This window comes from Pigmentiphaga sp. NML030171 (genome assembly GCF_002188635.1).
Classification (GTDB): Bacteria; Pseudomonadota; Gammaproteobacteria; order Burkholderiales; family Burkholderiaceae_B; genus Pigmentiphaga; species Pigmentiphaga daeguensis.
In genome coordinates this window covers 164,148-186,689 of sequence record NZ_NINX01000029.1, presented here as the reverse complement: position 1 = coordinate 186,689, position 22,542 = coordinate 164,148, and the positions used below count along the sequence as shown (strand labels likewise).

24 protein-coding genes are annotated in these 22,542 nt (G+C 69.0%); 6 read left to right on the top strand and 18 right to left on the bottom strand.

Going from position 1 to position 22,542, the window contains the following annotated elements; translation table 11 throughout:
• Nucleotides 1–2 precede the first annotated feature (2 nt).
• Genes CDO46_RS10155 through CDO46_RS10140 form a run of 4 tightly spaced genes read left to right on the top strand, consistent with a single transcriptional unit; the run spans nt 3 to nt 4,226 of the window.
• A complete protein-coding gene (locus CDO46_RS10155; RefSeq protein WP_087838410.1) occupies nt 3–1,625 on the top strand; it encodes an FAD-dependent monooxygenase in 1,623 nt (540 codons plus the stop codon).
• Nucleotides 1,626–1,638: 13 nt separating this feature from the next.
• Entirely contained in the window at nt 1,639–2,346 is a 708-nt protein-coding gene (locus CDO46_RS10150; protein ID WP_087838409.1) for an isochorismatase family protein, read from the top strand.
• Nucleotides 2,343–3,245: a polysaccharide deacetylase family protein gene (locus CDO46_RS10145; RefSeq protein ID WP_087838408.1), complete on the top strand. Its 903-nt coding sequence runs from the start codon at nt 2,343–2,345 to the stop codon at nt 3,243–3,245. Before CDO46_RS10150 ends, CDO46_RS10145 begins: the two co-directional genes overlap by 4 nt.
• Nucleotides 3,246–3,296: 51 nt before the next feature.
• Nucleotides 3,297–4,226: a LysR family transcriptional regulator gene (locus tag CDO46_RS10140; RefSeq protein WP_087838407.1), complete on the top strand. Its 930-nt coding sequence runs from the start codon at nt 3,297–3,299 to the stop codon at nt 4,224–4,226.
• 10 nt (nt 4,227–4,236) lie between these two features.
• Here CDO46_RS10140 and CDO46_RS10135 read toward each other — a convergent pair whose 3' ends face one another.
• The 17 genes from CDO46_RS10135 to gspG form a co-directional block, all read right to left on the bottom strand.
• Nucleotides 4,237–4,737: a glutathione peroxidase gene (locus CDO46_RS10135; RefSeq protein WP_087838406.1), complete on the bottom strand. Its 501-nt coding sequence runs from the start codon at nt 4,735–4,737 to the stop codon at nt 4,237–4,239.
• A gap of 129 nt (nt 4,738–4,866) precedes the next feature.
• Nucleotides 4,867–5,829 carry a tripartite tricarboxylate transporter substrate binding protein gene (locus tag CDO46_RS10130; RefSeq protein ID WP_087838405.1) on the bottom strand — a complete coding sequence of 321 codons (963 nt, stop codon included), beginning with the start codon at nt 5,827–5,829 and terminating at the stop codon, nt 4,867–4,869.
• A 1-nt stretch (nt 5,830) separates the two neighbouring features.
• The gene (locus CDO46_RS10125; RefSeq protein WP_243724515.1) at nt 5,831–6,892 is read right to left on the bottom strand and encodes an amidohydrolase family protein; all 1,062 of its coding nucleotides are present in this window, start codon (nt 6,890–6,892) and stop codon (nt 5,831–5,833) included.
• Nucleotides 6,893–6,935: 43 nt separating this feature from the next.
• Nucleotides 6,936–7,463 (bottom strand): VOC family protein, encoded by a 528-nt coding sequence (locus tag CDO46_RS10120; protein WP_087838404.1) that lies wholly within the window; start codon nt 7,461–7,463, stop codon nt 6,936–6,938.
• Nucleotides 7,464–7,492: 29 nt separating this feature from the next.
• Complete coding sequence (locus CDO46_RS10115; RefSeq protein ID WP_087838403.1) at nt 7,493–8,449, bottom strand: fumarylacetoacetate hydrolase family protein; 957 nt, start codon at nt 8,447–8,449, stop codon at nt 7,493–7,495.
• Between the two features lie 161 nt (nt 8,450–8,610).
• Nucleotides 8,611–9,147: a MarR family winged helix-turn-helix transcriptional regulator gene (locus CDO46_RS10110; protein ID WP_087838402.1), complete on the bottom strand. Its 537-nt coding sequence runs from the start codon at nt 9,145–9,147 to the stop codon at nt 8,611–8,613.
• 51 nt (nt 9,148–9,198) lie between these two features.
• Nucleotides 9,199–10,413, bottom strand: a complete 1,215-nt coding sequence (gene gspF / locus CDO46_RS10105; RefSeq protein ID WP_087838401.1) for a type II secretion system inner membrane protein GspF — start codon at nt 10,411–10,413, stop codon at nt 9,199–9,201.
• A gap of 14 nt (nt 10,414–10,427) precedes the next feature.
• Nucleotides 10,428–11,852 carry a type II secretion system ATPase GspE gene (gspE, locus tag CDO46_RS10100; protein WP_087838400.1) on the bottom strand — a complete coding sequence of 475 codons (1,425 nt, stop codon included), beginning with the start codon at nt 11,850–11,852 and terminating at the stop codon, nt 10,428–10,430.
• A complete protein-coding gene (gspD, locus tag CDO46_RS10095; protein ID WP_243724516.1) occupies nt 11,849–14,353 on the bottom strand; it encodes a type II secretion system secretin GspD in 2,505 nt (834 codons plus the stop codon). Before gspD ends, gspE begins: the two co-directional genes overlap by 4 nt.
• Before the next feature lie 4 nt (nt 14,354–14,357).
• Nucleotides 14,358–15,101, bottom strand: a complete 744-nt coding sequence (gene gspN, locus CDO46_RS10090; RefSeq protein ID WP_087838399.1) for a type II secretion system protein N — start codon at nt 15,099–15,101, stop codon at nt 14,358–14,360.
• Nucleotides 15,101–15,682: a type II secretion system protein GspM gene (gspM, locus tag CDO46_RS10085; protein WP_087838398.1), complete on the bottom strand. Its 582-nt coding sequence runs from the start codon at nt 15,680–15,682 to the stop codon at nt 15,101–15,103. The genes gspN and gspM overlap by 1 nt, the downstream gene beginning before the upstream one ends.
• Entirely contained in the window at nt 15,679–17,082 is a 1,404-nt protein-coding gene (gene gspL, locus CDO46_RS10080; RefSeq protein ID WP_165963154.1) for a type II secretion system protein GspL, read from the bottom strand. Before gspL ends, gspM begins: the two co-directional genes overlap by 4 nt.
• Nucleotides 17,079–18,038 (bottom strand): type II secretion system minor pseudopilin GspK, encoded by a 960-nt coding sequence (gene gspK, locus CDO46_RS10075; RefSeq protein ID WP_243724517.1) that lies wholly within the window; start codon nt 18,036–18,038, stop codon nt 17,079–17,081. The genes gspL and gspK overlap by 4 nt, the downstream gene beginning before the upstream one ends.
• 41 nt (nt 18,039–18,079) lie before the next feature.
• On the bottom strand, nt 18,080–18,694 hold the full coding sequence (locus CDO46_RS10070) for a type II secretion system protein J (protein ID WP_087838396.1): 615 nt from the start codon (nt 18,692–18,694) through the stop codon (nt 18,080–18,082).
• Nucleotides 18,691–19,062 carry a type II secretion system minor pseudopilin GspI gene (gene gspI / locus CDO46_RS10065; protein ID WP_087838395.1) on the bottom strand — a complete coding sequence of 124 codons (372 nt, stop codon included), beginning with the start codon at nt 19,060–19,062 and terminating at the stop codon, nt 18,691–18,693. The genes CDO46_RS10070 and gspI overlap by 4 nt, the downstream gene beginning before the upstream one ends.
• A complete protein-coding gene (locus CDO46_RS10060; RefSeq protein WP_087838394.1) occupies nt 19,049–19,600 on the bottom strand; it encodes a prepilin-type N-terminal cleavage/methylation domain-containing protein in 552 nt (183 codons plus the stop codon). Before CDO46_RS10060 ends, gspI begins: the two co-directional genes overlap by 14 nt.
• The gene (gene gspG / locus CDO46_RS10055) at nt 19,572–20,015 is read right to left on the bottom strand and encodes a type II secretion system major pseudopilin GspG (protein WP_165963155.1); all 444 of its coding nucleotides are present in this window, start codon (nt 20,013–20,015) and stop codon (nt 19,572–19,574) included. Before gspG ends, CDO46_RS10060 begins: the two co-directional genes overlap by 29 nt.
• Before the next feature lie 147 nt (nt 20,016–20,162).
• Here gspG and CDO46_RS10050 point away from each other — a divergent pair, with 147 nt between their 5' ends.
• Nucleotides 20,163–20,600, top strand: a complete 438-nt coding sequence (locus tag CDO46_RS10050) for a hypothetical protein (protein ID WP_165404484.1) — start codon at nt 20,163–20,165, stop codon at nt 20,598–20,600.
• A gap of 181 nt (nt 20,601–20,781) precedes the next feature.
• Here the strand turns inward: CDO46_RS10050 and hppD are convergent, their stop codons facing one another.
• Nucleotides 20,782–21,885, bottom strand: a complete 1,104-nt coding sequence (gene hppD, locus CDO46_RS10045) for a 4-hydroxyphenylpyruvate dioxygenase (RefSeq protein ID WP_087838392.1) — start codon at nt 21,883–21,885, stop codon at nt 20,782–20,784.
• Between the two features lie 153 nt (nt 21,886–22,038).
• Here hppD and CDO46_RS10040 point away from each other — a divergent pair, with 153 nt between their 5' ends.
• On the top strand, nt 22,039–22,515 hold the full coding sequence (locus tag CDO46_RS10040) for an Lrp/AsnC family transcriptional regulator (RefSeq protein WP_087838391.1): 477 nt from the start codon (nt 22,039–22,041) through the stop codon (nt 22,513–22,515).
• The last annotated feature ends 27 nt before the right edge of the window (nt 22,516–22,542 follow it).

Below are 22,542 nucleotides of genomic sequence, written 5' to 3'. Positions count from 1 at the left end.
GTATGACTGAAGAAGTGTTGTCCACCCCGGTGGCGATCGTCGGTGCCGGTCCGGTGGGCTTGTCCCTGGCGTTGGATCTCGCGTGGCGGGGTATCGACGCGATGGTGCTGGAAAAGGAAGACGGGCACGTGACCCATCCGCGAGCGGGGTTCGTTTCCGTGCGGACCATGGAGCTCTTCCGGCGCTGGGGAATCGCGCAAGCTGTCCGGGAAAGCGGGTTTCCCGGCGATTTCGCGCTTTCCATCGAGTTCTGCACCAGCCTGGCCGGCCATACGCTGGCCAGGGACGAGTATCCCGCGCTGGCAGCCATGCCGCTGCCCGAGTGGTCGCCGGAGAAGAAGCAACGCTGCCCGCAGCACTGGCTCGATCCGGTCTTGAAGAGGGCGCTGCGGGACAGCGGCCGCGGCACGATCCGGGTCGAGACGCGGGTCGACGGCTTCGAGCAGGATGCGGAACACGTCCTGATCCGCGCCACGGACCTGCGCCGGAACGCGCCCCTGGCTATCCGGGCCGACTATCTGGTCGGATGCGATGGCGCGGGCAGCACGATCCGGACCGGTCTCGGCATCGAGATGGAAGGCCGGGGCCACCTGAACTATTCGATGAGCGTGCTGTTCTCCTGCCCGGGGCTGCTGGAGCAGTGCGGCAAGCAGGCCGCCGAGCGGTTCCTGTTGATCGGGCCGGAGGGAACCTGGGGCAACGTCACGGTGATCGATGGGCGCGATGTGTGGCGGCTGACCGTGTATGGCACGGCGGCGAAGTTCGACATGGAAGCCTTCGACGCCAGAGCCTGGGTGCAGCGCGCGCTGGGTACGGACCGGATCGCGTTCGAGGTGGTGTCCATCCTGCCGTGGAAGCGGGCCGAACTGGTGGCCGGGAGCTACGGGCGGGGACGGGTGCTGCTGGCCGGCGATGCCGTGCACACGATGTCGCCCACCGGTGGCATGGGCATGAACACGGGCCTGGGCGACGTGGCGGACCTGGGGTGGAAGCTGCAGGCGATGATCGAGGGGTGGGGCGGGCCGGCCCTGCTGCCGGCCTACACGCAGGAGCGCCAGCCGGTAGCGGTGCGCAATGCCGCCTACTCGACCCACAACTACAAGACCTGGGTGTCGCCGCCCCGCTGCGAGTACCTGCTGGAGGACACGGCGCAGGCGGAGGCGGCGCGCCGCGAGATCGGCGAGCAGATGAAGCGCGCCACGCAGTACGAGTGGCAGTCGTGGGGGTTGCAGATGGGATACCGCTACGACGAATCGCCGCTGTGCGTGGCGGACGGCACGCCGCCGGTTCCCGACGAATACTCGCGCTACGAGCAGACCGCACGCCCGGGGGCGCGCGCGCCGCACGCCTGGCTTGAACCGGGGCGGTCGACACTCGATCTTTTTGGCAGGGGATTCACGCTGCTGGCATTCGGCGACGGGGCCATGGCCGAGGCGGCCCGGTTCGTGCGCGAAGCGGATCGCAGGGGGATGCCGCTGGCGGTGCACCGGATCGAATCCGGGCAAGCGGCCCGGGCGTATGGCGCGCCCTTGGTGCTGGTGCGCCCCGATGGCCACGTGGCGTGGCGAGGTGCCGAGGCCCGCGACGCGGCCCGGATCGTCGATATCGTGCGCGGTGCGCGTTGAGGAGGAAAGCGACATGTCGGAAATATGGGACCAGCTCATCCCCGAACGAGACCGGGCCGCTTCCCGCTTGGCCGGGTTTGGCCGGCCGTCGGGCCTGGGCCGACGGCCGGCGCTGTTGATCATCGACGTGCAATACCGCACGGCCGGGACGAGGCCGATGCCGTTCGAGCAGGCCGTGCAGGAGTTCGCCACTTCCTGCGGTGATACGGCGTGGCGGGCCATCGAGCACATCGCCGAATTGCTGGCGCTGTTTCGCGCGAGGAACTGGCCGGTGCTGTATCCCCACGTCGCGCCCAAGTTCGGCTTCGACCAGGGCCGGCTGACGGAGAAGGTGCCGACCATGATGCAGATCCCGGCCAAGGGCTACGAGTTCGTGGCGTCCATCGCGCCTCGTCCGGGCGACGTGTTGCTGCCCAAGAAACATCCCAGTGCGTTCTTCGGCACTCCGCTGGCCAGCTACCTGGTCAATACCGGTGCCGACACCCTGGTGGTGACGGGTTGCGCGACGTCGGGCTGCGTGCGCAGCAGCGTGGTGGACGCGTTTTCCTACAACTATCGAGTCGCCGTGCCTTCGGACGCGGTTTACGACCGGAACCAGGCCTCGCATGCCGTCAATCTTTACGACATGGCGGAGAAGTACGCGGACGTGATGGATACCAGGACACTGCTGGCGGCGCTCGAAGGCTTGGCGCCGGCGGTGGCAGAGGAGGATGGGAAGTGAAGAAATTCGAACACGGCAACGATCGCTACGATTACAGCGCCATCGTCACCCGGCCGGTCTACGACTGGCCGGAGGGGAAGCGGCTGGCGGTCTATTTCGCCCTCAACATCGAGGGCTTCGAGTTCGGGCGCAATCCCGGCAACGATTTCACCTCCATGCCATCCGCTCCCTACCACCGCGGATACGCTTATCGCGACTACGGCAATCGCGTGGGGGTGTGGCGCATCCTGCGGGAATTCGAGTCGTTCGGATTTCCCTTGGCGGTGCTGGCCAACGGATCGGTCTACGACGTCTGCCCGGAGGTACTGGAGGCATGCCGGCAGCGTGGCGACGAGATGGTCGGACACGGGCGTACGAACTCCGAGCGCCAGGCCGACATGGCGCCGGACGCCGAGCGGACCATGCTGGGCGAGGTCAAGTCGCTGTTCGAGCGGCATGAGGGCAAGGCGCCGGCCGGATGGCTGGGACCGTTCATCTCGCAGAGCCCGAACACGCCGGAACTGCTCAAGGAACTGGGATGGAAATACATGCTCGACTGGTGGTTCGACGACCAGCCCATGTGGTTCCGCACCAAGCACGGCCCCATTCTCGCGGTGCCCTATCCGTCGATGGAACTCAACGATCTGCCCGCCTACGTGAACCGGGGAGCGAGCGACGAGGAGTTCACGCGCATGGCCATCGATGCGTTCGACGAACAGCTCCAGGAATCGGCGCAATACCCGATGGTATATTGCCTGTCGCTGCATACGTTCCTGACCGGACAGCCCCATCGCATCAGGCAATTGCGGCGGATCCTGTCCCATATCGCCTCGCAGCGCCACCGGGTATGGCTGACGACGCCCGGAGCGATCGCCGAGCACGTCGCGAGCCTGCCGCCGGGTGTCGTTCCCAGCCGCTGAACGGGATGCCCGGGCCCCAAGCGCGCATCACTCCCTGTCCGGGTGCCCAGCATGGACATACGCCAGATACGCTGCTTCGTCGCGCTTTATGAAGAGGGCAGCATCACGCGCGCAGCCCGCCGGCTGCACGTCGTCCAGCCCGCGATCAGCCAGCAGATCAAGCGGCTGGAGGCATATCACGATGTGCAACTGTTCAGCCGGGACCCGCATGGCGTGACGCCCTATCCCCTGGCGCACGAGTTCTACCGGCATTGCATCCGCGTGCTGACGGAACTCGAACGCGCGGGAGCGGTATTGGCGAGCGGCGCGGACCGGTTCAGCGGCAAGATCCGGATCGGCGCCCAGGCGTCGTTTCACCAGTTCGTGATGGCGCGGGCGCTGGAGGCGTTCCGCGAGCGCCATCCGGCGGTCGAATTCTTGTCCCGCGACGGGTACCGCAGCGACCTGATCAGTTGGCTGATCTCCGGCGACCTGGAGTGCGCGCTGCTCAGCACGACGCAGGACCTGCTCAACATGCAGACCCGGGATATTTCCACCGAAGCCCTGGTGGTGGTCGGTCATCGGAGTACCCTCGCGGACCGGGACCACGTGCGGGGAAATGAATTGGCCGGGTTCCAGCTGGTGCTGCCGTCGCGCTACAAGTCCATGCGCAACCTGATCGACGCCCAGTTCGGCCTGCAAGGACTGGTCTTGCGGCCGCAATTGGAAATCGACTCCTTGCAGAGCCTGTTGCACGTCACGCTCAGGCCGGGGTGGCTGTCCATCATTCCGCCCATGGCCTTGTCGTCGGAGTTGTTCGGGGGAGCCCTGCGCAGCGTGGCCCTGGTCGAGCCGGTCATCAGGCGCAAGGTGGTCGTGGCCTGGCAGCGCCACAAGACGCTCTCCGCACCGGTTCACGGGTTCATCGATATCCTGTCGGAGATCCTGGCGGGTATCCCGGGGGTGGAGATTCCAGGCAGGGACGCCGAGGCGCGGGATTGATCGTGGCCGGTCAGGACGAAGCCGGACCGGAGCCCAGCGCCGCCTCGACATCCGGTCCGATCGATTCCGGCTTGTCCGTGGGCGCGTAGCGGGCGATGGGCACGCCGGTTCGATCGACCAGGAACTTGGTGAAGTTCCACTTGATGGCGCCGGTGCCCAGCAGGCCGGGCTTGGCGCTTTTCAGCCAGCGGTAGAGCGGATGGGCCCCGTCGCCATTGACGTCGATCTTGGCGAACATCGGGAAGGTCACGTCGTAGTTGAGCTTGCAGAAGTCCCGGATGCTCTCGTTGCTGCCCGGCTCCTGGTGGCCGAACTGGTCGCAGGGGAAGCCCAGGATTTCCAGGCCGCGTTCGCGGTAGGTGCGGTACATGGCTTCCAGGCCCGCGTACTGGGGGGTGAATCCGCATTGCGAGGCCACGTTCACCACCAGCAGCACCTTGCCGCGAAAGCGCTCGAGCGGTACGTCGCGGCCTTCGATGTCCGTGGCGGAAAAATCGTAGATGGTCGTCATGGCGTGTCCCTGGGTGAGTGGCGGGGCGCGCCCGGTTGGGGCGGCGCGCCGTTTCACCGCGCATCATCAGGCGCCTGCCGCCCCGCCGTCAACTCCGCTGGAAGCGCTGCCCTTCGCCAGGTCGCGCGCTCATTCGGGCTCGACGCCGGAGCGTTCGACCAATGCCTTCCACCGTTCCATGTCGGCGCGGATGCGCGTGCCCAGTTCTTCGGGGGAACTCAGGGCGACTTCCAGCCCCTGCTGGTGCAGCGATTCGCGGATTTCTGCCGAGGCAAGGGCCTGCCCGACGGCGCGGTGCAGACGCTCGACGACGGGCCGTGGAGTGCCGGCGGGAGCGAGCAGGCCTATCCAGGGCGCGAACGGGAAGTTGGCGTAGCCGGCTTCCTGCAAGGTGGGTATGGCGGGCGCCAGCGGCGAGCGGTGGTCGGCGATGACGGCGACGAGCCGCAGCTTGCCCGCCGCCACGTGGGGCAGCGCAACGTTCAGGGACAGCAGCGCGGCCTGCACCTGTCCGCCGATCAGGTCGGTGACGAGTCCCGACATGCCCTTGTAGGGGACGTGCAGCATGTCGATCCTGGCGGTCTGCTTGAACAGTTCCATCAGGAAGTAGTGCGGCGTCCCGAGCCCGGGCGAGGCATAGGACAGTCCGCCGGGACGCTTCTTGGCCAGTTCGACGAGTTCGGCCAGTGAGTGCGCGGGTAGCGAAGGCGTGACGGCCAGCGCCCACGTGCCGGTCGCGACCATGGCCACCGGCGCGAAGTCCTTTGAAGGCGAGAAGGTGACGCTTTTGTACAGGTACGGAAGCATGGTGATGGTGTCGGCGGTCGAGAGCAGGGTGTGCCCATCGGGAGGCGCCTTCGCCACGCCGGACGTTCCAATGGTGCCGCTTGCGCCGACGCGGTTCTCGACCACCACGGGCTGGCCCAGGACGCGCGCCATTTCCGGGGCCAGCTTGCGGGCGACGAAATCCCCTCCGGCGCCGGGGGTATAGGGTACGACGACGGTGACGGGCCGCGTGGGAAAGGTCTGTGCGCCCGCGCCACCCGTCAAGGCGGCCAGCGCGGCGGTGAGCATGATCCCGAAGCGTTTCATGTCAGGCCTCCTGGACGCTGGTGGCTGCCGCGGGCGCGGCCTTGTGCGCGAGGCCTATCAGCCCGGCGATGTTGTCATGGCAGATCTTGCGATGGGCGTCGGCGGGCAGCGCCAGGGACCGGATGGCGCGCAGTGTGTCGCGGATGAAGCCCGGGCCTCCTTCGGGATCGAACGGGCAGTCGCTGGCGAACACCACATGGTCGTTGCCGAAGAAGTCCAGTCCGCAGCGTATGGAGGAGGCCGAGCCGCCCACGGCCGTGTCGCCGTAGAACCGGCGGAAACAGTCGACGGGGCGGTCGCCGAGCATGTCCTTGATGTAGCCGAGGTCCTCGTCCGCGGTGCGTACGCCGATCTGGTCCCATAGCGTGCCGACGCGGCCTTCGAAGTAGGGAATCATGCCGCCCAGGTGATGAGTGATGATCTTCAGCGTGGGCAGGCGCGTCATCAGCCCCGAGAACACCAGGCGCGCCATCGCCACGCTGGTTTCATAGGGCCAGCCCAGCACCTGCCAGATCTCGAAGCGGGATTTGCCTTCCGTCGGATAGTCCGCGTAGCCGGCGCCGCGGTGGGGATGCATCCAGATCGGCACGTCGTGGTGGACGGCGCGCTCGAACAGGGGCAGGAAGCTCGGATGGTCCAGCGGCGCGCCGTGTATGTTGGTCTCGATCTGGATACCGGCGGCGCCCAGCTCGAGCACGGCGCGGTCGAATTCTTCCAGCGCCGCCTCGATGTCGTTCAAGGGCAGGCTCGCGACGAAGGCCGGGAAGTAGGCGCGGTGGCGGTCGACGATCTCGGCCAGGCCGTCGTTGCCCAGCCGGGCGAGGGCGGGCGAGGCCTCCGGCCCCAGGACGTTGTCGGCCGAGGGTTGGGACAGCGAGATCACCTGCCGGTAGTCGCCGAAGCCCTTCATCATCTCGATGCGGCGGGGCACGTCATGGAGCATGGGCACGGTGCCCAGGCGCTTGGCGATGTCGCGGTTGGTCGAAAGCCGCTCCACCTCGCGCAGGTAGGCGGGAGGCATGAGATGGGTGAATGCGTCGAGCACGGGCAGGTCGTCGTTCATCGGTGTCTCGCTGGTGATTGTCGTTGGAGGAACTGGCCGGCGCTCAGTCCGTGCGCGTGGCGTCGATGCCCTGGCGCAGCCGGCGTTGGGAAGGGCGGTCGGCCATGCTGTGGCGATCGCCCGCGGCGAAGACGTCGTCGTGCTGGAAGCCGTCGTAATGCTGGATCTCCCACCAGTTATGGTCGAGGTCTTCCAGGTAGAACGAGTACACGCCGTGCTGGCTCTTGACCGACAGGACCTGCCGGATCTCGTACTTTTCCTGGAGCGCCCTGGCGGCTTCCCAGGCAGCGTCGACTTGCGCCGGGGTGGCGACGTCCAGGCCCCAGTGGTTGAAGACGCTGACGGGCTTCAGGCGTTCTCCCACTTCCAGGCAGACGATGTGGAACTTCAGGCCGCAGCGGATGGACAGTCCGCGCGAGGCATGGTGCACGCATTCGAGTCCCAGGAATTCTTCATAGAAGCGCCTGGATTTCTCGATGTCATAGCACTCCAGGGTGCCATGGGACAGCACATAGGGCCTGACGACCGACCCGGCATGGGCCGGCGCCGGGACGATGCTTTCGATGTTCATGTCTGGTCTCCTCTCTTGTCGCGGATGCGTCAGGCGGCCGCGATGTCGTTGCGCAAAGTGCCGATGCCGGCGATCTCGACCTCGACCTGGTCGCCCGGGTGCATGAAGACCTGCGGGTCGCGGCCGAAGCCGACGCCGGCCGGGGTGCCGGTCAGCAGCACGTCGCCGGGCTGGAACCGGTACCACTGCGAGAAGTAGGCGATGGTCTCGGCGATGGGATGGATCAGGTCGCCGACGCTGGTCGATTGCATGACGCGGCCGTTGAGCCGGGTGACGAGCTGCAACGACGACGGATCGCCGACTGCGTCGCTCGTGGCCAGCACCGGCCCCATGGGAGTGAAGCAGGGGAACTGCTTGCCCATGATGTTGAGTTCCCAGCTCTGGCGTCCTTCGACCGGGGTGCGGGCGGCCTGGACGCCCGGCATCCAGTCGCGCGCCGAGACGTCGTTGGCCGCCATGTAACCCGCGACGTGGTCGAGCGCCTGTGCCGGCCGCACGCGGTGGCAGGCGCGGCCGAAGACGACGGCCAGTTCGCCTTCGTAGTCGACCTGTTCGATGCCGGCGGGGATGGGAATGCGGGCGCCGGGGCCGGCCACGCTGTCAGGACTCTTGAGGAAGGCGGTCGGATGGGGCGGCGGGCCGCCCCCCATCTCGCGGACGTGGGCGCCGTAGGCGCGGCCCGCCGCAAGGATCAAACGGGGATCAGGCACCGGAGCCAGCAGCGGGGTCGCCGATGCATCGGTCAGGGCTCCCGTGCTGCGTAGCCGGTCCCGTTCGCTAGCGCCCAGCCCTTCCGCGCGGCGGACCAGGCGGCGCACGGCTTCCAGCCCTTCCGGGCCCGCCTGCAGGATGCCGCGCACGCTTGCGGGCAGCCAGGCCTCTATCGTGCCGGGGGCCGCCGCGCGGCCAAGGTGCAGGATCTCGCCGGATTCCAGCAGGGCGCCGGCAATCCCGCCGGGGGTCGCGTCGATCGTGACGAGCTTCATGGTGGACCTCGGGCAAGCAATGGCATCGGAACCACGGAGCAGTTCTCGACACGAGTCATGCCCACGCAGCGCATGCGAAGCATTGGATCACTAAATGGTAGTTTAAACAACCTTTTTGGCGCGACGAAGATCCTAGGGAATTCCCCGGGGGAAAAGGCGGGTCAGTGCGAGTCGGCCTTGAGCGTCGCGCGCTTGTTGACCCTGCGGGCCACCGTGATCTTGCGGTTGACCGGAGAAGAGGGCGAAGCGCCGGCGACCGCGTTCCGGTACACGGCGCGCAACGTCCGGAAGGTGGCTTCCACGTCGGCGTCGGGTATGTCGGCCAGCCACTGCTTTTGCAGGGTCTGCGTCAACGGAGAGAATTTGCGGACGATGGCCCGTCCCGCGGGGGTAATGGAGACGCTGGTCGCGCGCTTGTCGCCCGGTTGCGCCGAGCGCATGACGAAGCCGCGCTCTTCGGCCTGCGCCACGGTGCGCGACAGGTAGGACAGTTCGGCGCCGGTATGGCTGGCGAGTTCGCTCAGCGACTGGTGGTCGCGGTCGTTCAGCGTGGCCAGCACGCGCCAGACGGACAGCGGGATGTCGTCCGCCTTCAGTTCGTCGCCGAAGGTGGCGGCGATGATGTGGGCCGCGCGGTGCAGCAGGTATCCCAACGAATTCTCGAGGTGGTCGTTGGAATGGCCGGCGGGTTTCTTCATGAGTCGGATGCGGCGAACCCGGCGGCGCTGGCGCCGCCGGTGCAACGTGCGCTAGCGCACGAGCTGGTTGATTTCGATGATGGGCATCAACACCGCCAGTACGATCAGCAGCACGAAGCCGCCCATCAGCAGGATCATCAGCGGTTCGAGCAGTGCCGTCAACGCCATGGCGCGGCGCTCGACCTCGCGCGACAGCGTCTGCGCCGCGCGTTCGAGCAGCTCGGGCAGGGTGCCGGTCTTCTCGCCGCTGGCGGTCAGGTGCACCAGCAGGGGCGGAAAGGTCTTCTGTACCTGCAGCGCCGAGGCCAGCGATACGCCCTCGCGCACGCGAGACGTGGCGTCGTCCACGCTGGCCCGCAGGCGGTCGTTGCCCAGCGTCTGGCGCGACGCGTCCAGCGCCCGCAGCAGCGGTACCCCGCTGCCGGTCAGGATGGCCAGGGTGGAGGCGAAGCGGGCGGCGTCCAGGCCCAGGATGAAGCGGCCGGCCAGCGGCATCTTCAGCAACCGGGTGTGCCAGGCCAGTCGCGTGGCGGGCGCGCGCAACATCATGCGCCAGCCGGTCAGCGCGGCGGCAAGGACCAGGGCGACCAGCCATCCCCAGCTGCGGACGAAGTCGCTCAGGCTCAGCATGACGCGGGTCAGCATGGGCAGTTCCTGGCGTGCCTGCGAAAAGGCGCTGACGACCTGCGGCACGACGTAGCCCAGCAGGAAGATGACGATGCCGACCGATACCAGGGCGACCACCGCGGGATAGATGAAGGCGGTCAGGACCTTGATGCGCAGGGCGTTGCGTTCCTCGATGTAGTCGGCCAGCTTCTCCATGACGTGCGCCAGGTCGCCGGACTCCTCGCCCGCCGCCACCAGGGCGCGGTAGATGTCGGGAAAATCGCGCGGCCGGGTGGCCAGCGCGTCGGCCAGCCGGTGGCCCGCCCGCACGTCGGCGCGCACGGCGGCCAGGACCTCGGATACGTGCTTTTTCTCGGATTGTTCGGCCGTCGCGGTCAGCGCCGCGTCCAGCGGCAGGCGGGCCGCCAGCAGGCTGGCCAGTTGCCGCGTCGCCCAGGCCAGTTCCGAGTCGGACATGCGGGGGCCGAACCAGCCGCGGCTTGCGCCGCTGCTGCGCTGGGCGCCGGCCTCCTCCACGGCCAGGGGCGTCAGCCCCCGCGCCCGCAACTGGGCGCGCGCCGCGCGCGGGCTGTCGGCGTCGATCATCCCACGGTCGAGCTTGCCCAGTGCGTCGGCGGCTTCGAAGCGATACGAAGGCATGTCAGCCCTTCCTCCTACACATCCCGTGTTACCCGCACCACTTCTTCAGGCGAGGTCGTGCCCGAATCGATCCAGCGCTCGCCGTCTTGCCGCATGGTGCGCATGCCGGCCGCCTGGGCGGCACTGCGCAGTTCCTGCTCGCCCGCGCCTTCATGGATCAGTTGCCGCTGCGTGTCGTCCACGGTGTAGAGCTCGTGGATGCCGGTGCGGCCGACGTAGCCGGTATGGCTGCACGTGGCGCAGCCCACCGGCCGGTACACCGTGCGGCCGTCCGGCTCGGTGTGCGGCGCCTTGCAGTCGGGGCACAGGCGCCGCACGAGGCGCTGTGCCAGCACGCCCAGCAGCGAGGACGACAGCAGGAAGGGTTCCACGCCCATGTCGGTCAGGCGGGTCACCGCGGACACGGAGTCGTTGGTGTGCAGCGTCGCCAGCACCAGGTGGCCGGTCAGCGAGGCCTGTACCGCGATCTGCGCGGTTTCCAGGTCGCGGATCTCGCCGATCATGATCACGTCCGGATCTTGGCGCAGGATGGCGCGCAGCGCGAGCGCGAAGCTCATGCTGATCTTGGAGTTGACCTGGGTCTGGCTGATGCCGGGCAGGTCGTACTCGATCGGATCTTCCACCGTCAGGATGTTGGTGGTGGAGGCATCGAGCCGGCCCAGCGCGGCGTACAGCGTGGTGGTCTTGCCGCTGCCGGTGGGGCCGGTGACCAGGACGATGCCGTGGGGCTGGTGGATGAGCCGGTCCAGCTGTTGCAGCAATCCGGCGTCCATGCCCAGGCGCGACAGCTCGAGCCGGCCCGCTTCCTTGTCCAGCAGGCGCAGCACCGCGCGTTCGCCGTGCCCAGTGGGCAGCGTGGATACCCGCACGTCGATGGGACGGCCCCCCACGCGCAGCGCGATGCGGCCATCCTGCGGCAGGCGCTTTTCCGAGATGTCGAGGTTGGCCATGATCTTGATGCGCGAGATCAATGCCGCGTGCAGCGCCTTGCGCGGGCTGACCACGTCGCGCAGCGTCCCGTCCACGCGGTAGCGCACCACCGAGTGGGTCTCGAAGGGCTCGATATGGATATCGCTCGCTCCGTCGCGCGCGGCCTGGGTGAACAGCGCGTTGATCATCCGGATGACGGGCGCGTCGTCCTGGGTTTCGAGCAGGTCTTCCACTTCGGGGATATCCTGCATCAGGCGCGCCAGGTCGATCTCGTTCTCGGCGGCGCCCACCACTGCGGCGGCGTCGCCGGTGTCGGCGTAGGCCGCGGTCAGGCGGGTTTCCAGTTCGGCGTCGGAAATCCGCGCGATGCGCACCGCGCCATGGCGGCGCTGGACCTCGGCGATGGCCCAGGCCGGCGTGCGCGGGCTGACCGTCAGCAGGTTGCCGTCGGGCCGCATGCTGAGCAGTGCCCGCTGGGCGCGGGCCCACGAATAAGGCAGCGGATTCATGGCCGCGTCACGATCTCGGCGGCATAGCCCAGGTCGCGCAGGGCCGCCAGTGTCGTGTCCACCGTGACGCGGTCGCGCGCCACGCGCATGCGCACGTCCCAGCGCTGCGCGTCGTCGTGGACCACGTAGGCGCTCATGCCGGCGTCGGCCACCCGGCGCGCCGCCAGTTGGGCTTCGCTTTCCGAGGGCGCGCCGAACACCTGGAGCACGATGGTCGGGTCGGTCGATTGCAGGGCGGAGACGTCGCGCGGAATGGTCGTGGGGGGCACGTTGCCCGCCCCGGCGCGGCCGCTCTGGACGGGATCGCCCACGCCCGGCACGCGCGGCGGCAGCTGGGGCGCCTGCATGTCGGGCAGCAGCCAGTGCGAGCCGGGCTGCGCCTGGGCCTGCTGCGCGCGCATGTATTCGTAGCGGTCGATCATCAGGCTGCTTTGCGAGCCGCCTTCGCGCACCACGTAGGGCCGCAGGAACACCATGAGGTTGGTCTTGGTGCGCTTGCGGTTGTCGTAGCGGAAGAGGTTGCCCAGCACGGGAATGTCGCCCAGCCCCGGCACCTTTTCCACGCTGCCGGTGACCTGGTCCTGGATCAGGCCGCCGATGACGATGATCTGGCCGTCGTCCACCAGCACGTTGGATTCGATGGCGCGCTTGTTGGTGATGATGCCCGCGCTGTTGGACTTGCTCTCGTCGACGCTGCTGACTTCCTGGTAGATGGTCATCTTCACCGTGCCGCCTTCGGATACCTGCGGCTTGACCTTGAGCGTCAGGCCCACGTCCTTGCGCTCGATGGTCTGGAAGGGGCTGACGGTGGACGTGCTGCCGGTCTGCGCGTACTGGCCGGTGATGAAGGGCACGTTCTGGCCGATGATGATGCTGGCCTGTTCGTTGTCCAGGGTCAGCAGATTGGGCGTGGAGAGGATGTTGCCGCCGGCCTGGGTTTCCAGGGCACGGGCCAGGAAGCCCAGGTTGGTGACCTGGCCGATGCCCGGGATGTTGACCGAGCCCTTGGCGATGCCGATGCTCAGGCCCTTGCCGATGGAGCCTATGTTCTGTGCCGCGCCGATGATGTTCGAGCCCGTGCCGCCGAAGCTGGTGCCGCCCACCACGGCGGTGCCGTTGCCCGCGTTCAGGTTGCCCAGCCCGGTCAGCCACTGGATGCCGAACTCGGCGGCGGTCTCGGCCGAGACTTCGACGATCAGGCTTTCGACGAAGATCTGCGCGCGGCGCACGTCGAGCTGGTCGACGATCTCGCGCAGGCTGCGGTAAAGCGGCTCGGGCGCGGTGATGATGAGCGTGTTGGTGGTGGCGTCGGCCTGCACCGTCGCGCCGCCGCCCGTGAACACGGTCGAGCCGGCCTGGGTCGTGCCGCTGCCCAGGGTGCTGGAGCCGCCCAGCCCGGTCGCGCCGCCCAGGGCGCCGGACGTGCCCGAGGTATTGGAATTATTGCCGAGGGACGAGGTGTTGTTGCCCGAGAGGCCGGTCGAGCCGCCCAGGCCCGTGCCGAGGCCGCCGCTCATCCCGCCGCCCAGGCTGCCGGTACCGCCCATCGTGCCGGTGCCCGACTGCCCGGTCAGCACGCCGCGCAGCACTTCGGCCAGCTTGACCGCTTCGGCGTTGCGCAGGTAGACGACGTGCATGTTCGTGGCACGGGCGGCTGGGTTGTCCAGCTTGGCGATCAGGTCGCGCGCGAGCTTGTTGCGCGCCGGGCTGCTGGCCCGCAGCAGCACACTGTTCGTGCGCGGGTCCGCCACCGCGGTGATCCGCTGCGTGGCGTCGCCGCCGGTACCCGGGTCGAGCAGCTTGGTGACCAGCGCGGCCACGTCGGTGGCGATGCCGTACTTGATCTCGATCAGGTCCGTGGCGATGGCCGAGGGCGTATCGACGCTGGCGATGACGTTGGCGATGCGCTTGAGGTTGTCGGCGTAGTCGGTGATGACCAGCGTGTTGTTGCCCGGGTAGGCGTTGATCGGGTTGTTCGGCGCGATCATGGGCCGCAGCACGGGCACGAGATTGGTCGCGCTTTCGTAGTTGAGCTTGAACACCTGCGTGACGAGCTGGCCGCTGTTGGCGCCGGCGCCGCTGGTGACGGGACTGCCCTGCAGCTTGGCGTCGGCTTCCGGAACCACCTTGCTGACGCCATCCACTTCCACCACCGCGAAGCCCTGCATGCGCAGCGCGCCCAGCAGCATGCGATAGGCCGTGTCGCGGTTGACGGGGTTCTCGGAAACCAGTGTCAGCTGGCCCTTCACCCGCGGATCGACCAGGAAGGTCTTGCCGGTGAACTGCCCCAGCGCGCGTACCACCGCTTCCAGCTCGGTGTTGACGAAGTTGAGCACCACGCCGTCGGCCGCCGAGGCATTGGCGGGGCCTGCGGCGGCGGCCGCTCCGGCCGGCGGTACGGCCAGCGCCAGCATGGCCGAGGAGACCGCCGCGGCCAGCGTCCGGGCGAAGGGTGCCGGGGCCGGTCGGTTGCGGAAAGGGGCTTGGTTGAGCATAGGCATGATGTTAGCGGCCGATTTGCAGGATGGAATCGTCGCCCGAGCGGCGACCCAGCGCCGATAGCGTGCTTTGCAGCGCGGCGCGGGCCTCGGGCGAGGCATTGGGGGCGGGGCGGGCGACCCCGTTGAAGCGGAAGCCGGTACGCGCGGCCCAGCGTCCGGACCCTTCCATGGTCAGGGGGCCGGACAGCGTGGACAGCGCGAGCGCGACGGCGCCGCCGGCTTCTCCGGTCAGGCGCGCGCGATAGTGGCCGATGGGCCGCAGCAGCGACAGCGCGGTACCGGCGTCGCTCCACTCGGCGTCCAGGAGCTCGCCGGGCGGAATGCCGCCGTTGAGCCGCAGGGACGGCCACTTGAGCCGCAGGTCGCCGGTGGGGCGCAGGGTGTTGAAGGGCGCGCCCAGCTGCGCCAGCGTCGAGGCGGGCAGCTTCAGCGTGCGGCCCGACAGCAGGAAGCCGTTGGTCTGCAGGCGCAGCCCCAGCGGGCCGTCCAGCCAGGGATGGCGGATCTCGACCGCCGGGCCGCCGTCCCATGTCGTCTTCCATTCGACGGGCGTGGGCAGGGTGCTGCGGGCCTCGGGGAAACCGAGGGCAAGCAGCGCGCTGCCGCGCCAGATGGTGCCCGAGGCGTCGACCACCGCCACCGGCCATTGGGCGGGCAGGATCGCGATCAGCCAGCGGGCCGGCAGTACCGCCAGGGCGGCGGCCAGGGCCACCAGGACGCACAGGAGGATCTTGAGCCAGGTGCGCATCAGCGGCCCTGTCCGGCCGTGGCCGGGGTGAAGACCAGGACGCCCGACGCCTTGCCCGTCAGCAGGCGTCCGTTATCGTCCGTGGGGCGTTCGAGATCGGCTTGCGCCAGTTGGAGGCGGGTGCGGCCGGGCACCGAGGCCAGCCACTGCATCAGGCCCGCGGCCTGCACCCGGTCGACGGTGACCTGCCAGGCATCGCCGCTGGTGCCCGCCGGTGCGTCGGCGGGAGCGACCTCGGCGGCGATGCCGGCGCGCTCCAGGCTCTGGGCCAGGGCCTGGCGGGTTTCGTCGGCCGTCATCCGGCCGCTGGTCACCCGCTGCAGGCTGCGCGCCTCGGTCGTCAGCGCGTCGACGCGGGCCGCCTGCGTGCGCAGCAGCGGCAATTGCGCTTCCAGTCGGTTGGCGCGGGTCCAGGCGGGTTCGATGAACAGCAGGAACACCAGGGCGATGCCGGCCACCGCGCCGGCGATGCTCAGCAGGCGGCGCTCGCGCGGTGCGAGCCGGGCCCAGCGCCGTCCGGCGTCTTCGCCCAGCCGGGCCAGCGCCGGCGGCATGGAAAGTTTGAAAGCGGGGAGATTCATCGTCGCGGGTTGTCCTGTTGAATGCGCACGCCGCCGCCCTGGGGCGCCGGGCGCGTGCCCCCGTCCTGGCCCGCGCTGGCGGCGGAGCGGATGGTCCAGACGCCGTCGTCGTGCGTGACCTGCAGGCCCAGGCCCTCGGCGCGCTGCAGGATGGCCGGATCGATTTCCATCCGGCTCGCCACGGGCGCTGCCGTGGGCGCGGGCGCGGCGGCCTGTTCCCGGCGCTGCATGAGGCGCCGCAGGCCATGCGTGGCCTGTTGCTGCTGCGTTGGCGCCGGTGGCGGCGCGGCGCCGGCCTTGGCGACCATGCCTATGCCGTCGTCCACCAGCTCCAGCTTCAGTTCGCCCTGGGTGTAGCGCAGCGCGACGACGTTGTTCGTGGCGGCCGGCAGCAGTTGCGTGGTCGCCAGCGCCAGCGGCAGGAAATCGGATGAGCCGAATTCGCCGCCCGCGGCTCGCAACGCATCGCGCCGCTGTTCGGCCTGGCGCAGCGGATCCAGCACCACGGGAATGTCCGGGAACGCCGTCTTGACCTGGGTGGCCATGCGCTGGCGCAGGGCGACTTCCTCGCGGCCCAGTTGCCAGGCGTGGATGTTCAGGCCCACGAGCCACACGGCGGCCGCGCCGGCCGCCCAGGCGGCCGGCTGGCGCCACGGCGAACGGCCGGAGCGATGGGGTTGCAGGTCGGCCAGGGCCAGCGACCACCCCGGAAGCACGCCCTGCCAGCGCGCCCCGGTGGGCAACGCGCGCCGCTCGGTCGCCGAGAGTTCGGGCCAGCCCGCGGGCTGCGGGTCGATCCAGCCGACGACACCGGGCGCATCCTGCTCGAGCGCGGGCAGCAGCGCCGCCACCGCCGGATCGGCATCGGTCGTCGCGAACGGGTCGATGGCCCAGACCTGGCCGGCCTGGGGACCGGTGCGCACCACCACGTGGTCGTCGCGCACCAGCACGGTCCAGCCCGTGTCGGTCAGCGGCAGGGCCAGCGGAGCCGGCACCAGGGCGTCGGCGGGCAGGCCGCTGTCGGCCAGCAGCCGCAGGGCGCGCGCAAGCGGCTCGCGGGCCGCCCAGGCCACGGAGACGGAGCCATCGCCGGCGCGGGCGCCGTGGGCGACCGCCAGGCCTTCGATGTCGCCCAGCAGCATGGGCTCGACCGCTCCGGCGACGGCGGCCTGCAGCCGGTGCGTGGGCAGGGGCGGCACCGTGACGGTGGTCAGCACGCTGTCGGCCGGGTGCAGGATGCCCTCGACGCGGCTGGGCGGCACGGCCGCGGCCAGTTCGGCCAGCGGCAGTTCGCCCGTCCGCTGGACGGCATGCTGCCGGTCCAGCAGCGCGAACGCCACCCGCGAGTCGGCATGCAGCAGGGATAGGGCGGGCAGCTCTAGCCGCAACGTTGTCTTCAATTGGTCTCCCTCTTCCAGACCACGGTGGGTGAATTGGCATTGGCCCGCGAGACGAGCGCCTGCATTGTGACGGCAGCGCGCTCCAGCGTCACGGTGCCGGAAACCATGAACCACTTGCTGGCGGTGACGATCTGCGAGTCGCTGATAGTAATGTCAGGATTGGCCAGGCGGTTGCCGAAATCGGCACGGTCGTTGAACCAGGTGCCGGCGTTGCGCTGCTCGGTCAGCGCGCGGGCCTGCGCCAGCGACAGGCCCGGCACCACCGCCGCCAGCACCTCGGCGGGGGCCGTGTTGGCATTGACCGCGGTGGTTTCGGGCAGCACCGTGACGTAGGGGCGCAGGGCTTCGATGGTCTTTTCGTCCACGTCGGTGATGCCTTCCAGGTCGTCCACCGTCCGTATCATCGGGGCGGAAGGGCCGCGGCCCTGGCTTGCTTCCCCGTTCTGGCCGGTTCCCGTGCCGCTGCCCGTACCCGTTCCTGTTCCCGTACCCGTTTCTCCGGAAGTGCCCGGCACCGCCTGCGCGCTGGCGATCCGCACGGCGATCCGCGGCGCCAGGCTGCCGGGCAGGCCCAGCATCGCGCACAGCCGGTCCAGGGCCGCGATCTCCATGGGCTGCGGCACGCCGGCCTTGGCCAGGTTGCGCAGGTTGTACTTGCCCTGTTCATCCTCGATGCGGCCGGAGAACAGGGCCACCCGGTCGTCCCCGGGGCGGGTGATGCGGGTATCGGCCACGGGCGTGGCCCACAGCTCGCCCAGGCGCGTGGTGTTGTTGCGGCGGGCGTCCTCGCGCAGGACCAGCCGCGCCCAGTCCAGGCCGCCCAGCAACAGCCAGCGGGCCTGGATGCGGGCCTGTTCGTTCTCGACCGCCCGCACCGACGCCGCCTGGCGCTGGAAAAGGCCGGTTACCAGCACGGCCACGGCGGCCACGATCAGCAGCGCGCTGATTACCGCCATGCCGCGCTGCCGGCGCCTGGCGCGAGGGTCGGGCCGCCGCGTCATTCGAGCACCACCACGCGGCGATAGCGTTCCACGCGTTCGCCGGTCCGGCGTTCGGCCGACAGCTCCAGGCCGGTGAACGGGGTGCCGGTGGCGGGAAAGGGGGTATTGATCCAGCCCTGGCCGGGTACCCAGGCGCGTATGACGAAACGCGTCACGCCGCCCAGGATCGCCGCGCCGCCGCCCGCCGCGGGCAGGGGATAGAGGCGGGCCGAGGCGCCGGCCGCGCGGCGCAGCACCGTGCCGTCCAGGAACCAGACGACGCGCTGCCAGCCGGCCGGATCGGCGGCGTCGGCGCGGATGATCTCCAGCGTGGCCGAGGCGTCGGGCGTTTCCTTGATCGTGATGCGCAGGCTTTGCGGCAGACGCGCGCCGGTGGCCGTGGCGGTGCCGGTGTCCAGCAGCGCGTCCGGCGCGCGCATCGCCAGGTCGCGCTCCATCTGGCCCAGCATGCGCGTGACGCTCTCGACCTCGTCGGCATCTCCCGCCAGCCGTCGCTGCAGGGCGCTGACGTTCTCCAGCCCGCGCCACGAGATGATGGCCACCACCGCCATCAGGGAAATGGCGACGAGGACCTCGATCAGCGTGAAGCCGGCCTGCGCGCGTCGGGTCATGGCAGCGCGCTCAGGAAGCCGTTGACCTGCGCCAGCACGCGGTCGGGATCGCCTTCGGGATGGACGCGGATCATCACCTGGCGGATGTTGGTGTTGTCCGAATTGGTGAATACCTGTTCGCACTGCATGGCCTGACCGCCCTGCGGGCAGTTGACCAGCTGGCGTCCGGGGCTGGGCATGAGGCGGGCCAGGCGCAGCTCGGCCAACTGGTTCTCGGCCTCGACCAGCGCCAGCGACTTGGCGCGCAGCGCGGCATTGTTCTGCGCGATCAGGCCGACCGCCCGTACCGACGCGGCCAGCGCCACGCCCACGATGGCCAGGGCGACCAGCACTTCGACCAGGGTGAAGCCGGCTTCACTGGACCGCATAGCGTCCCGCCTCGTCGCGCAGGATGGTCACGATCGCGTCGGCGTTGCGCAGCCTGACGATGAGCGGACCCGGAATCCACTCCGACGTGAATACGGGCGGGCCGGGCGGCTCGACCTGCACGGTGACCGGACCGTCGGCCCAGCGTCGTGGCCGCAGCAGTTCGTCGCGGCCGAAGGTGTCCAGCGTGGTGGAGGAGGTGCCCGCGGCCGTGACCGCGCCCGGCGTCAGCGCGCGGGCGCGGCGGACGAAGCGGTAGCCTTGCTCGTCCGCCTGCCAGGTGATGCGGCGACCGTCGGCGCGGACCTCGCCCTGGGCCACCGAGAACAGCTGGGCCAGCCGTTCGGCGTCGTCCCGGAGCAGCTTGCGGCGGTCGGGAAAGGCCCGGATGGTCACGGCCGCAGCGGCGATGCCGACGATCACGACCACGACCATCAATTCGATCAGCGTGAACCCCCGGGCGCGCCGGGGGCCTGCGCCGACGCCGCGGGCAGCGGGGCGGCGCCGGGGATCAGAGGTCCCAGGAACCGACGTCGGCATTGGCGTTTTCGCCGCCGGGCTGGCCGTCGGCGCCCAGCGAAAACACGTCGACGTCGGCGCCGTGTACGCCCGGGTTCAGGTATTGGTACGGATTGCCCCAGGGATCGGCGGGCAGGCGGTCGAGGTACTGCTTCCAGTTCGGAGGCACCTGTCCGGTCGCGGGCCGTTCGACCAGGGCACGCAGGCCTTGTTCGGTCGTGGGGTAGCGGCCGTTGTCCAGGCGGTACAGCTTCAGCGCCTGCATGATGCCGGAAATGTCCTGCCGGGCGGCAACCGCCCGGGCCTGGTCGGGCCGATCGAGCACCCGCGGCACGACCAGCGCCGCCAGGATGCCCAGGATGACCACGACGACCATGATCTCGATCAGGGTAAAGCCGGCCTGGCGCCGGGCGCGGATAGAGCGTGACCGTGTCACAGCGTAAACTCCGTGTCGTAATTTTTGCGGCACCTATTATCGCTGCTTTAGATGACAATTCATGATGCGGGTATCCCTGTCACATTCCCCCCGCAAAATGGACCGTTTTGACCGGCCGCGCCAAGGCGGCCCCTGCCGGAGTCAGTGATGCGGGTAATCCCCAGTCTCCCCCGATCGAGCACCTTCGTCGCGCTGCTGGCGCTCGCGGCGGGCATAGGCGTATGGGGAGCCATCCTGCTCGCGCCTTCTCCCCCGCCGGCCCCACCCACGGCGGTCGGCGACGGTGCCCTGCAGACCGACACCGGCCCGGTGGCCGGCTGGTTCGGCACGGGCGCCGGGGCGAAGATCCAGGTGGTCGTGGCCGGCCTCATCGCCGCCGGACCCAGCGGCTCCGCGGTCCTGGCCATAGACGGCCGCCCCGCCCGCGCCTACGCGGTCGGCACCCAGCTGGCCGAAGGCGTCACGCTGGCCGAGGTCCTGGGCGGCGGCGTGGTGCTGGACCAGGGCGGCGAGCGCGTCGAAGTCCAGGCCACCAAGCTCCCCCCCGTGGACGGCATCCGGACGGTAGGCTCCGCCCGGCCTTGAGACGGCCGGTCGGCAAAACGCAAGTTTCCGGCCCACCTCTCGGCATGCCGAACAGTTGGCAGCCAGCGAAGCGCAGCCGCCACACCCTAAGATAAAAGGACTAGACCCAGGATGCGGTGGATCCGGCTCCGCCGGTCCACCCGCATCGCCCCTGGGGGCGCGCGTCAGCGCGTAGGGGGGGCTATAACACCCCGCGCCGCATCTGATCCAGCTCGATCGATTCGAACAAGGCCTTGAAGTTGCCTTCGCCGAAGCCTTCGTCGCCCTTGCGCTGGATGATCTCGAAGAAGATCGGGCCGATCACGGTCTGCGTGAAGATCTGCAGCAGCAGGCCGCCGCCGGGCGCGCCGTCCAGCAGGATGCGGTTCTTCGCCAGCCGCGCGACGTCTTCGCCGTGGCCCGGCAGGCGCTTGTCCAGCAGTTCATAGTACGTGTCCGGCGTGTCCAGGAAGACCACGCCCGAGGCCCGCAGCGCCTCGACGGTGGCGTAGATGTCGTCCGTGCCCAGCGCGATATGCTGGATGCCCTCGCCGTGGTAGAGGTCCAGGTATTCCTGGATCTGGCCCTTCTCGTCGTTGCCTTCCTCGTTGATGGGAATGCGGATGCGTCCGCAGGGCGAGGTCATGGCCTTGGACTTGACGCCCGTGACCTTGCCCTCGATGTCGAAGTAGCGGATCTCGCGGAAATTGAACAGCCGTTCGTAGAAATCCGCCCACTCGCTCATGCGGCCCCGGTGCACGTTGTGCGTCAGGTGGTCGATCAGGGTCAGGCCGGCGCCGCGGTGGCCCGCGTCCTCGCTGGCTCGCGCCGGCTCCAGCGGCTCGAAGTCCACGTCGTAGATGTCGATGTCGCCGATCCCGCCGTTGCGGCCGTTCTTGCCGCGCCACCGGTCAACGAAATAGATCAGCGAGTCGCCGATGCCCTTGATGGCCGGGATGTTCAGCTCCATGGGGCCGCTGTGCCCGTCGAAGCCCCAGGCGCCCAGCTCCAGCGCGCGCTTGTAGGCCGCCGCCGCGTCGTTCACCCGGAAGGCGATCGCGCAGATCGAAGGGCCGTGCAGGCGAGCGAAGCGCTGCGCGAACGAGTCGGGTTCGGCGTTGACGATGAAATTGATGCCGCCCTGGCGGTAAAGCAGCACGTTCTTGTGGCGGTGGCGAGCGATCGCCTTGAAGCCCAGGCCTTCGAACACCTTGCCCAGGGCGGCGGGATCCGGAGCGGCGTATTCGACGAATTCGAATCCGGCGGTACCCATGGGGTTGTCCCAGGGCTGGAAGGGGGTGGTCATGGCTGTCTCCGCTGTGGCGCCGCGCGCCTCTGATCGAAAGGAATCCCAGACGGCATTGTAGGAATGATCGCGAGGCGAATGATTCCAAAGATTGCTCGAATAAAGGTGTTCTGAGCAATAAAATAAAAGAAATATAGGGAATCGGGGCGGAAGATGGCGGAAATTGAATTGGATCGGACGGACCGGCGGATCCTGGTGGAATTGCAGCGCGATGGACGCCTGACGAACCAGGAACTGGCCGAACGCGTGGCCTTGTCGCCCAGCCCTTGCCTGCGGCGGGTCCGGCGCCTGGAAGAGCGGGGGGTGATCCGCCAGTACATGGCGGTGGTAGATCCGGAAAAGGTAGGGCTGGGTCTCCTGGCCTACGTCAGCGTGCGCCTGCAGAAGCACGTCAACGGCGGCCACGCGCCCATCGAGCAGTTCGCCCGCGACGTGCAGGCCTGGCCCGAGGTCGTGGCCTGCTACGCGATGACGGGCGACATGGATTATCTGGTGCGCGTCCAGGTGCGGGACCTGGCGCATTTTTCGAAATTCGCGATGGATACGCTGATGAAGCATCCGTCCGTCGTGGACATCCGCTCCAGTTTCGCGTTGTCCACCATCAAGGAAGCGGTCGCCCTGGACCTGTAGGGCGGCGCGAGGGCAGCCGCGCCCGCA

Bases quoted from the DNA above. Each gene is read 5' to 3' on its own strand.
- CDO46_RS10110 (WP_087838402.1), bottom strand. From the start codon at position 9,147: ATGAAGAAACCCGCCGGCCATTCCAACGACCACCTCGAGAATTCGTTG.
- gspM (WP_087838398.1), bottom strand. From the start codon at position 15,682: ATGAATCTCCCCGCTTTCAAACTTTCCATGCCGCCGGCGCTGGCCCGG.
- CDO46_RS10140 (WP_087838407.1), top strand. From the start codon at position 3,297: ATGGACATACGCCAGATACGCTGCTTCGTCGCGCTTTATGAAGAGGGC.
- gspE (WP_087838400.1), bottom strand. From the start codon at position 11,852: ATGAATCCGCTGCCTTATTCGTGGGCCCGCGCCCAGCGGGCACTGCTC.
- CDO46_RS10120 (WP_087838404.1), bottom strand. From the start codon at position 7,463: ATGAACATCGAAAGCATCGTCCCGGCGCCGGCCCATGCCGGGTCGGTC.
- gspF (WP_087838401.1), bottom strand. From the start codon at position 10,413: ATGCCTTCGTATCGCTTCGAAGCCGCCGACGCACTGGGCAAGCTCGAC.
- CDO46_RS10060 (WP_087838394.1), bottom strand. From the start codon at position 19,600: ATGCCGACGTCGGTTCCTGGGACCTCTGATCCCCGGCGCCGCCCCGCT.
- hppD (WP_087838392.1), bottom strand. From the start codon at position 21,885: ATGACCACCCCCTTCCAGCCCTGGGACAACCCCATGGGTACCGCCGGA.
- CDO46_RS10070 (WP_087838396.1), bottom strand. From the start codon at position 18,694: ATGACCCGACGCGCGCAGGCCGGCTTCACGCTGATCGAGGTCCTCGTC.
- gspK (WP_243724517.1), bottom strand. From the start codon at position 18,038: ATGGCGGTAATCAGCGCGCTGCTGATCGTGGCCGCCGTGGCCGTGCTG.
- gspI (WP_087838395.1), bottom strand. From the start codon at position 19,062: ATGCGGTCCAGTGAAGCCGGCTTCACCCTGGTCGAAGTGCTGGTCGCC.
- CDO46_RS10115 (WP_087838403.1), bottom strand. From the start codon at position 8,449: ATGAAGCTCGTCACGATCGACGCGACCCCCGGCGGGATTGCCGGCGCC.
- gspD (WP_243724516.1), bottom strand. From the start codon at position 14,353: ATGCCTATGCTCAACCAAGCCCCTTTCCGCAACCGACCGGCCCCGGCA.
- CDO46_RS10130 (WP_087838405.1), bottom strand. From the start codon at position 5,829: ATGAAACGCTTCGGGATCATGCTCACCGCCGCGCTGGCCGCCTTGACG.
- CDO46_RS10050 (WP_165404484.1), top strand. From the start codon at position 20,163: ATGCGGGTAATCCCCAGTCTCCCCCGATCGAGCACCTTCGTCGCGCTG.
- CDO46_RS10040 (WP_087838391.1), top strand. From the start codon at position 22,039: ATGGCGGAAATTGAATTGGATCGGACGGACCGGCGGATCCTGGTGGAA.
- gspN (WP_087838399.1), bottom strand. From the start codon at position 15,101: ATGCGCACCTGGCTCAAGATCCTCCTGTGCGTCCTGGTGGCCCTGGCC.
- CDO46_RS10150 (WP_087838409.1), top strand. From the start codon at position 1,639: ATGTCGGAAATATGGGACCAGCTCATCCCCGAACGAGACCGGGCCGCT.
- CDO46_RS10125 (WP_243724515.1), bottom strand. From the start codon at position 6,892: ATGAACGACGACCTGCCCGTGCTCGACGCATTCACCCATCTCATGCCT.
- CDO46_RS10155 (WP_087838410.1), top strand. From the start codon at position 3: ATGACTGAAGAAGTGTTGTCCACCCCGGTGGCGATCGTCGGTGCCGGT.
- CDO46_RS10135 (WP_087838406.1), bottom strand. From the start codon at position 4,737: ATGACGACCATCTACGATTTTTCCGCCACGGACATCGAAGGCCGCGAC.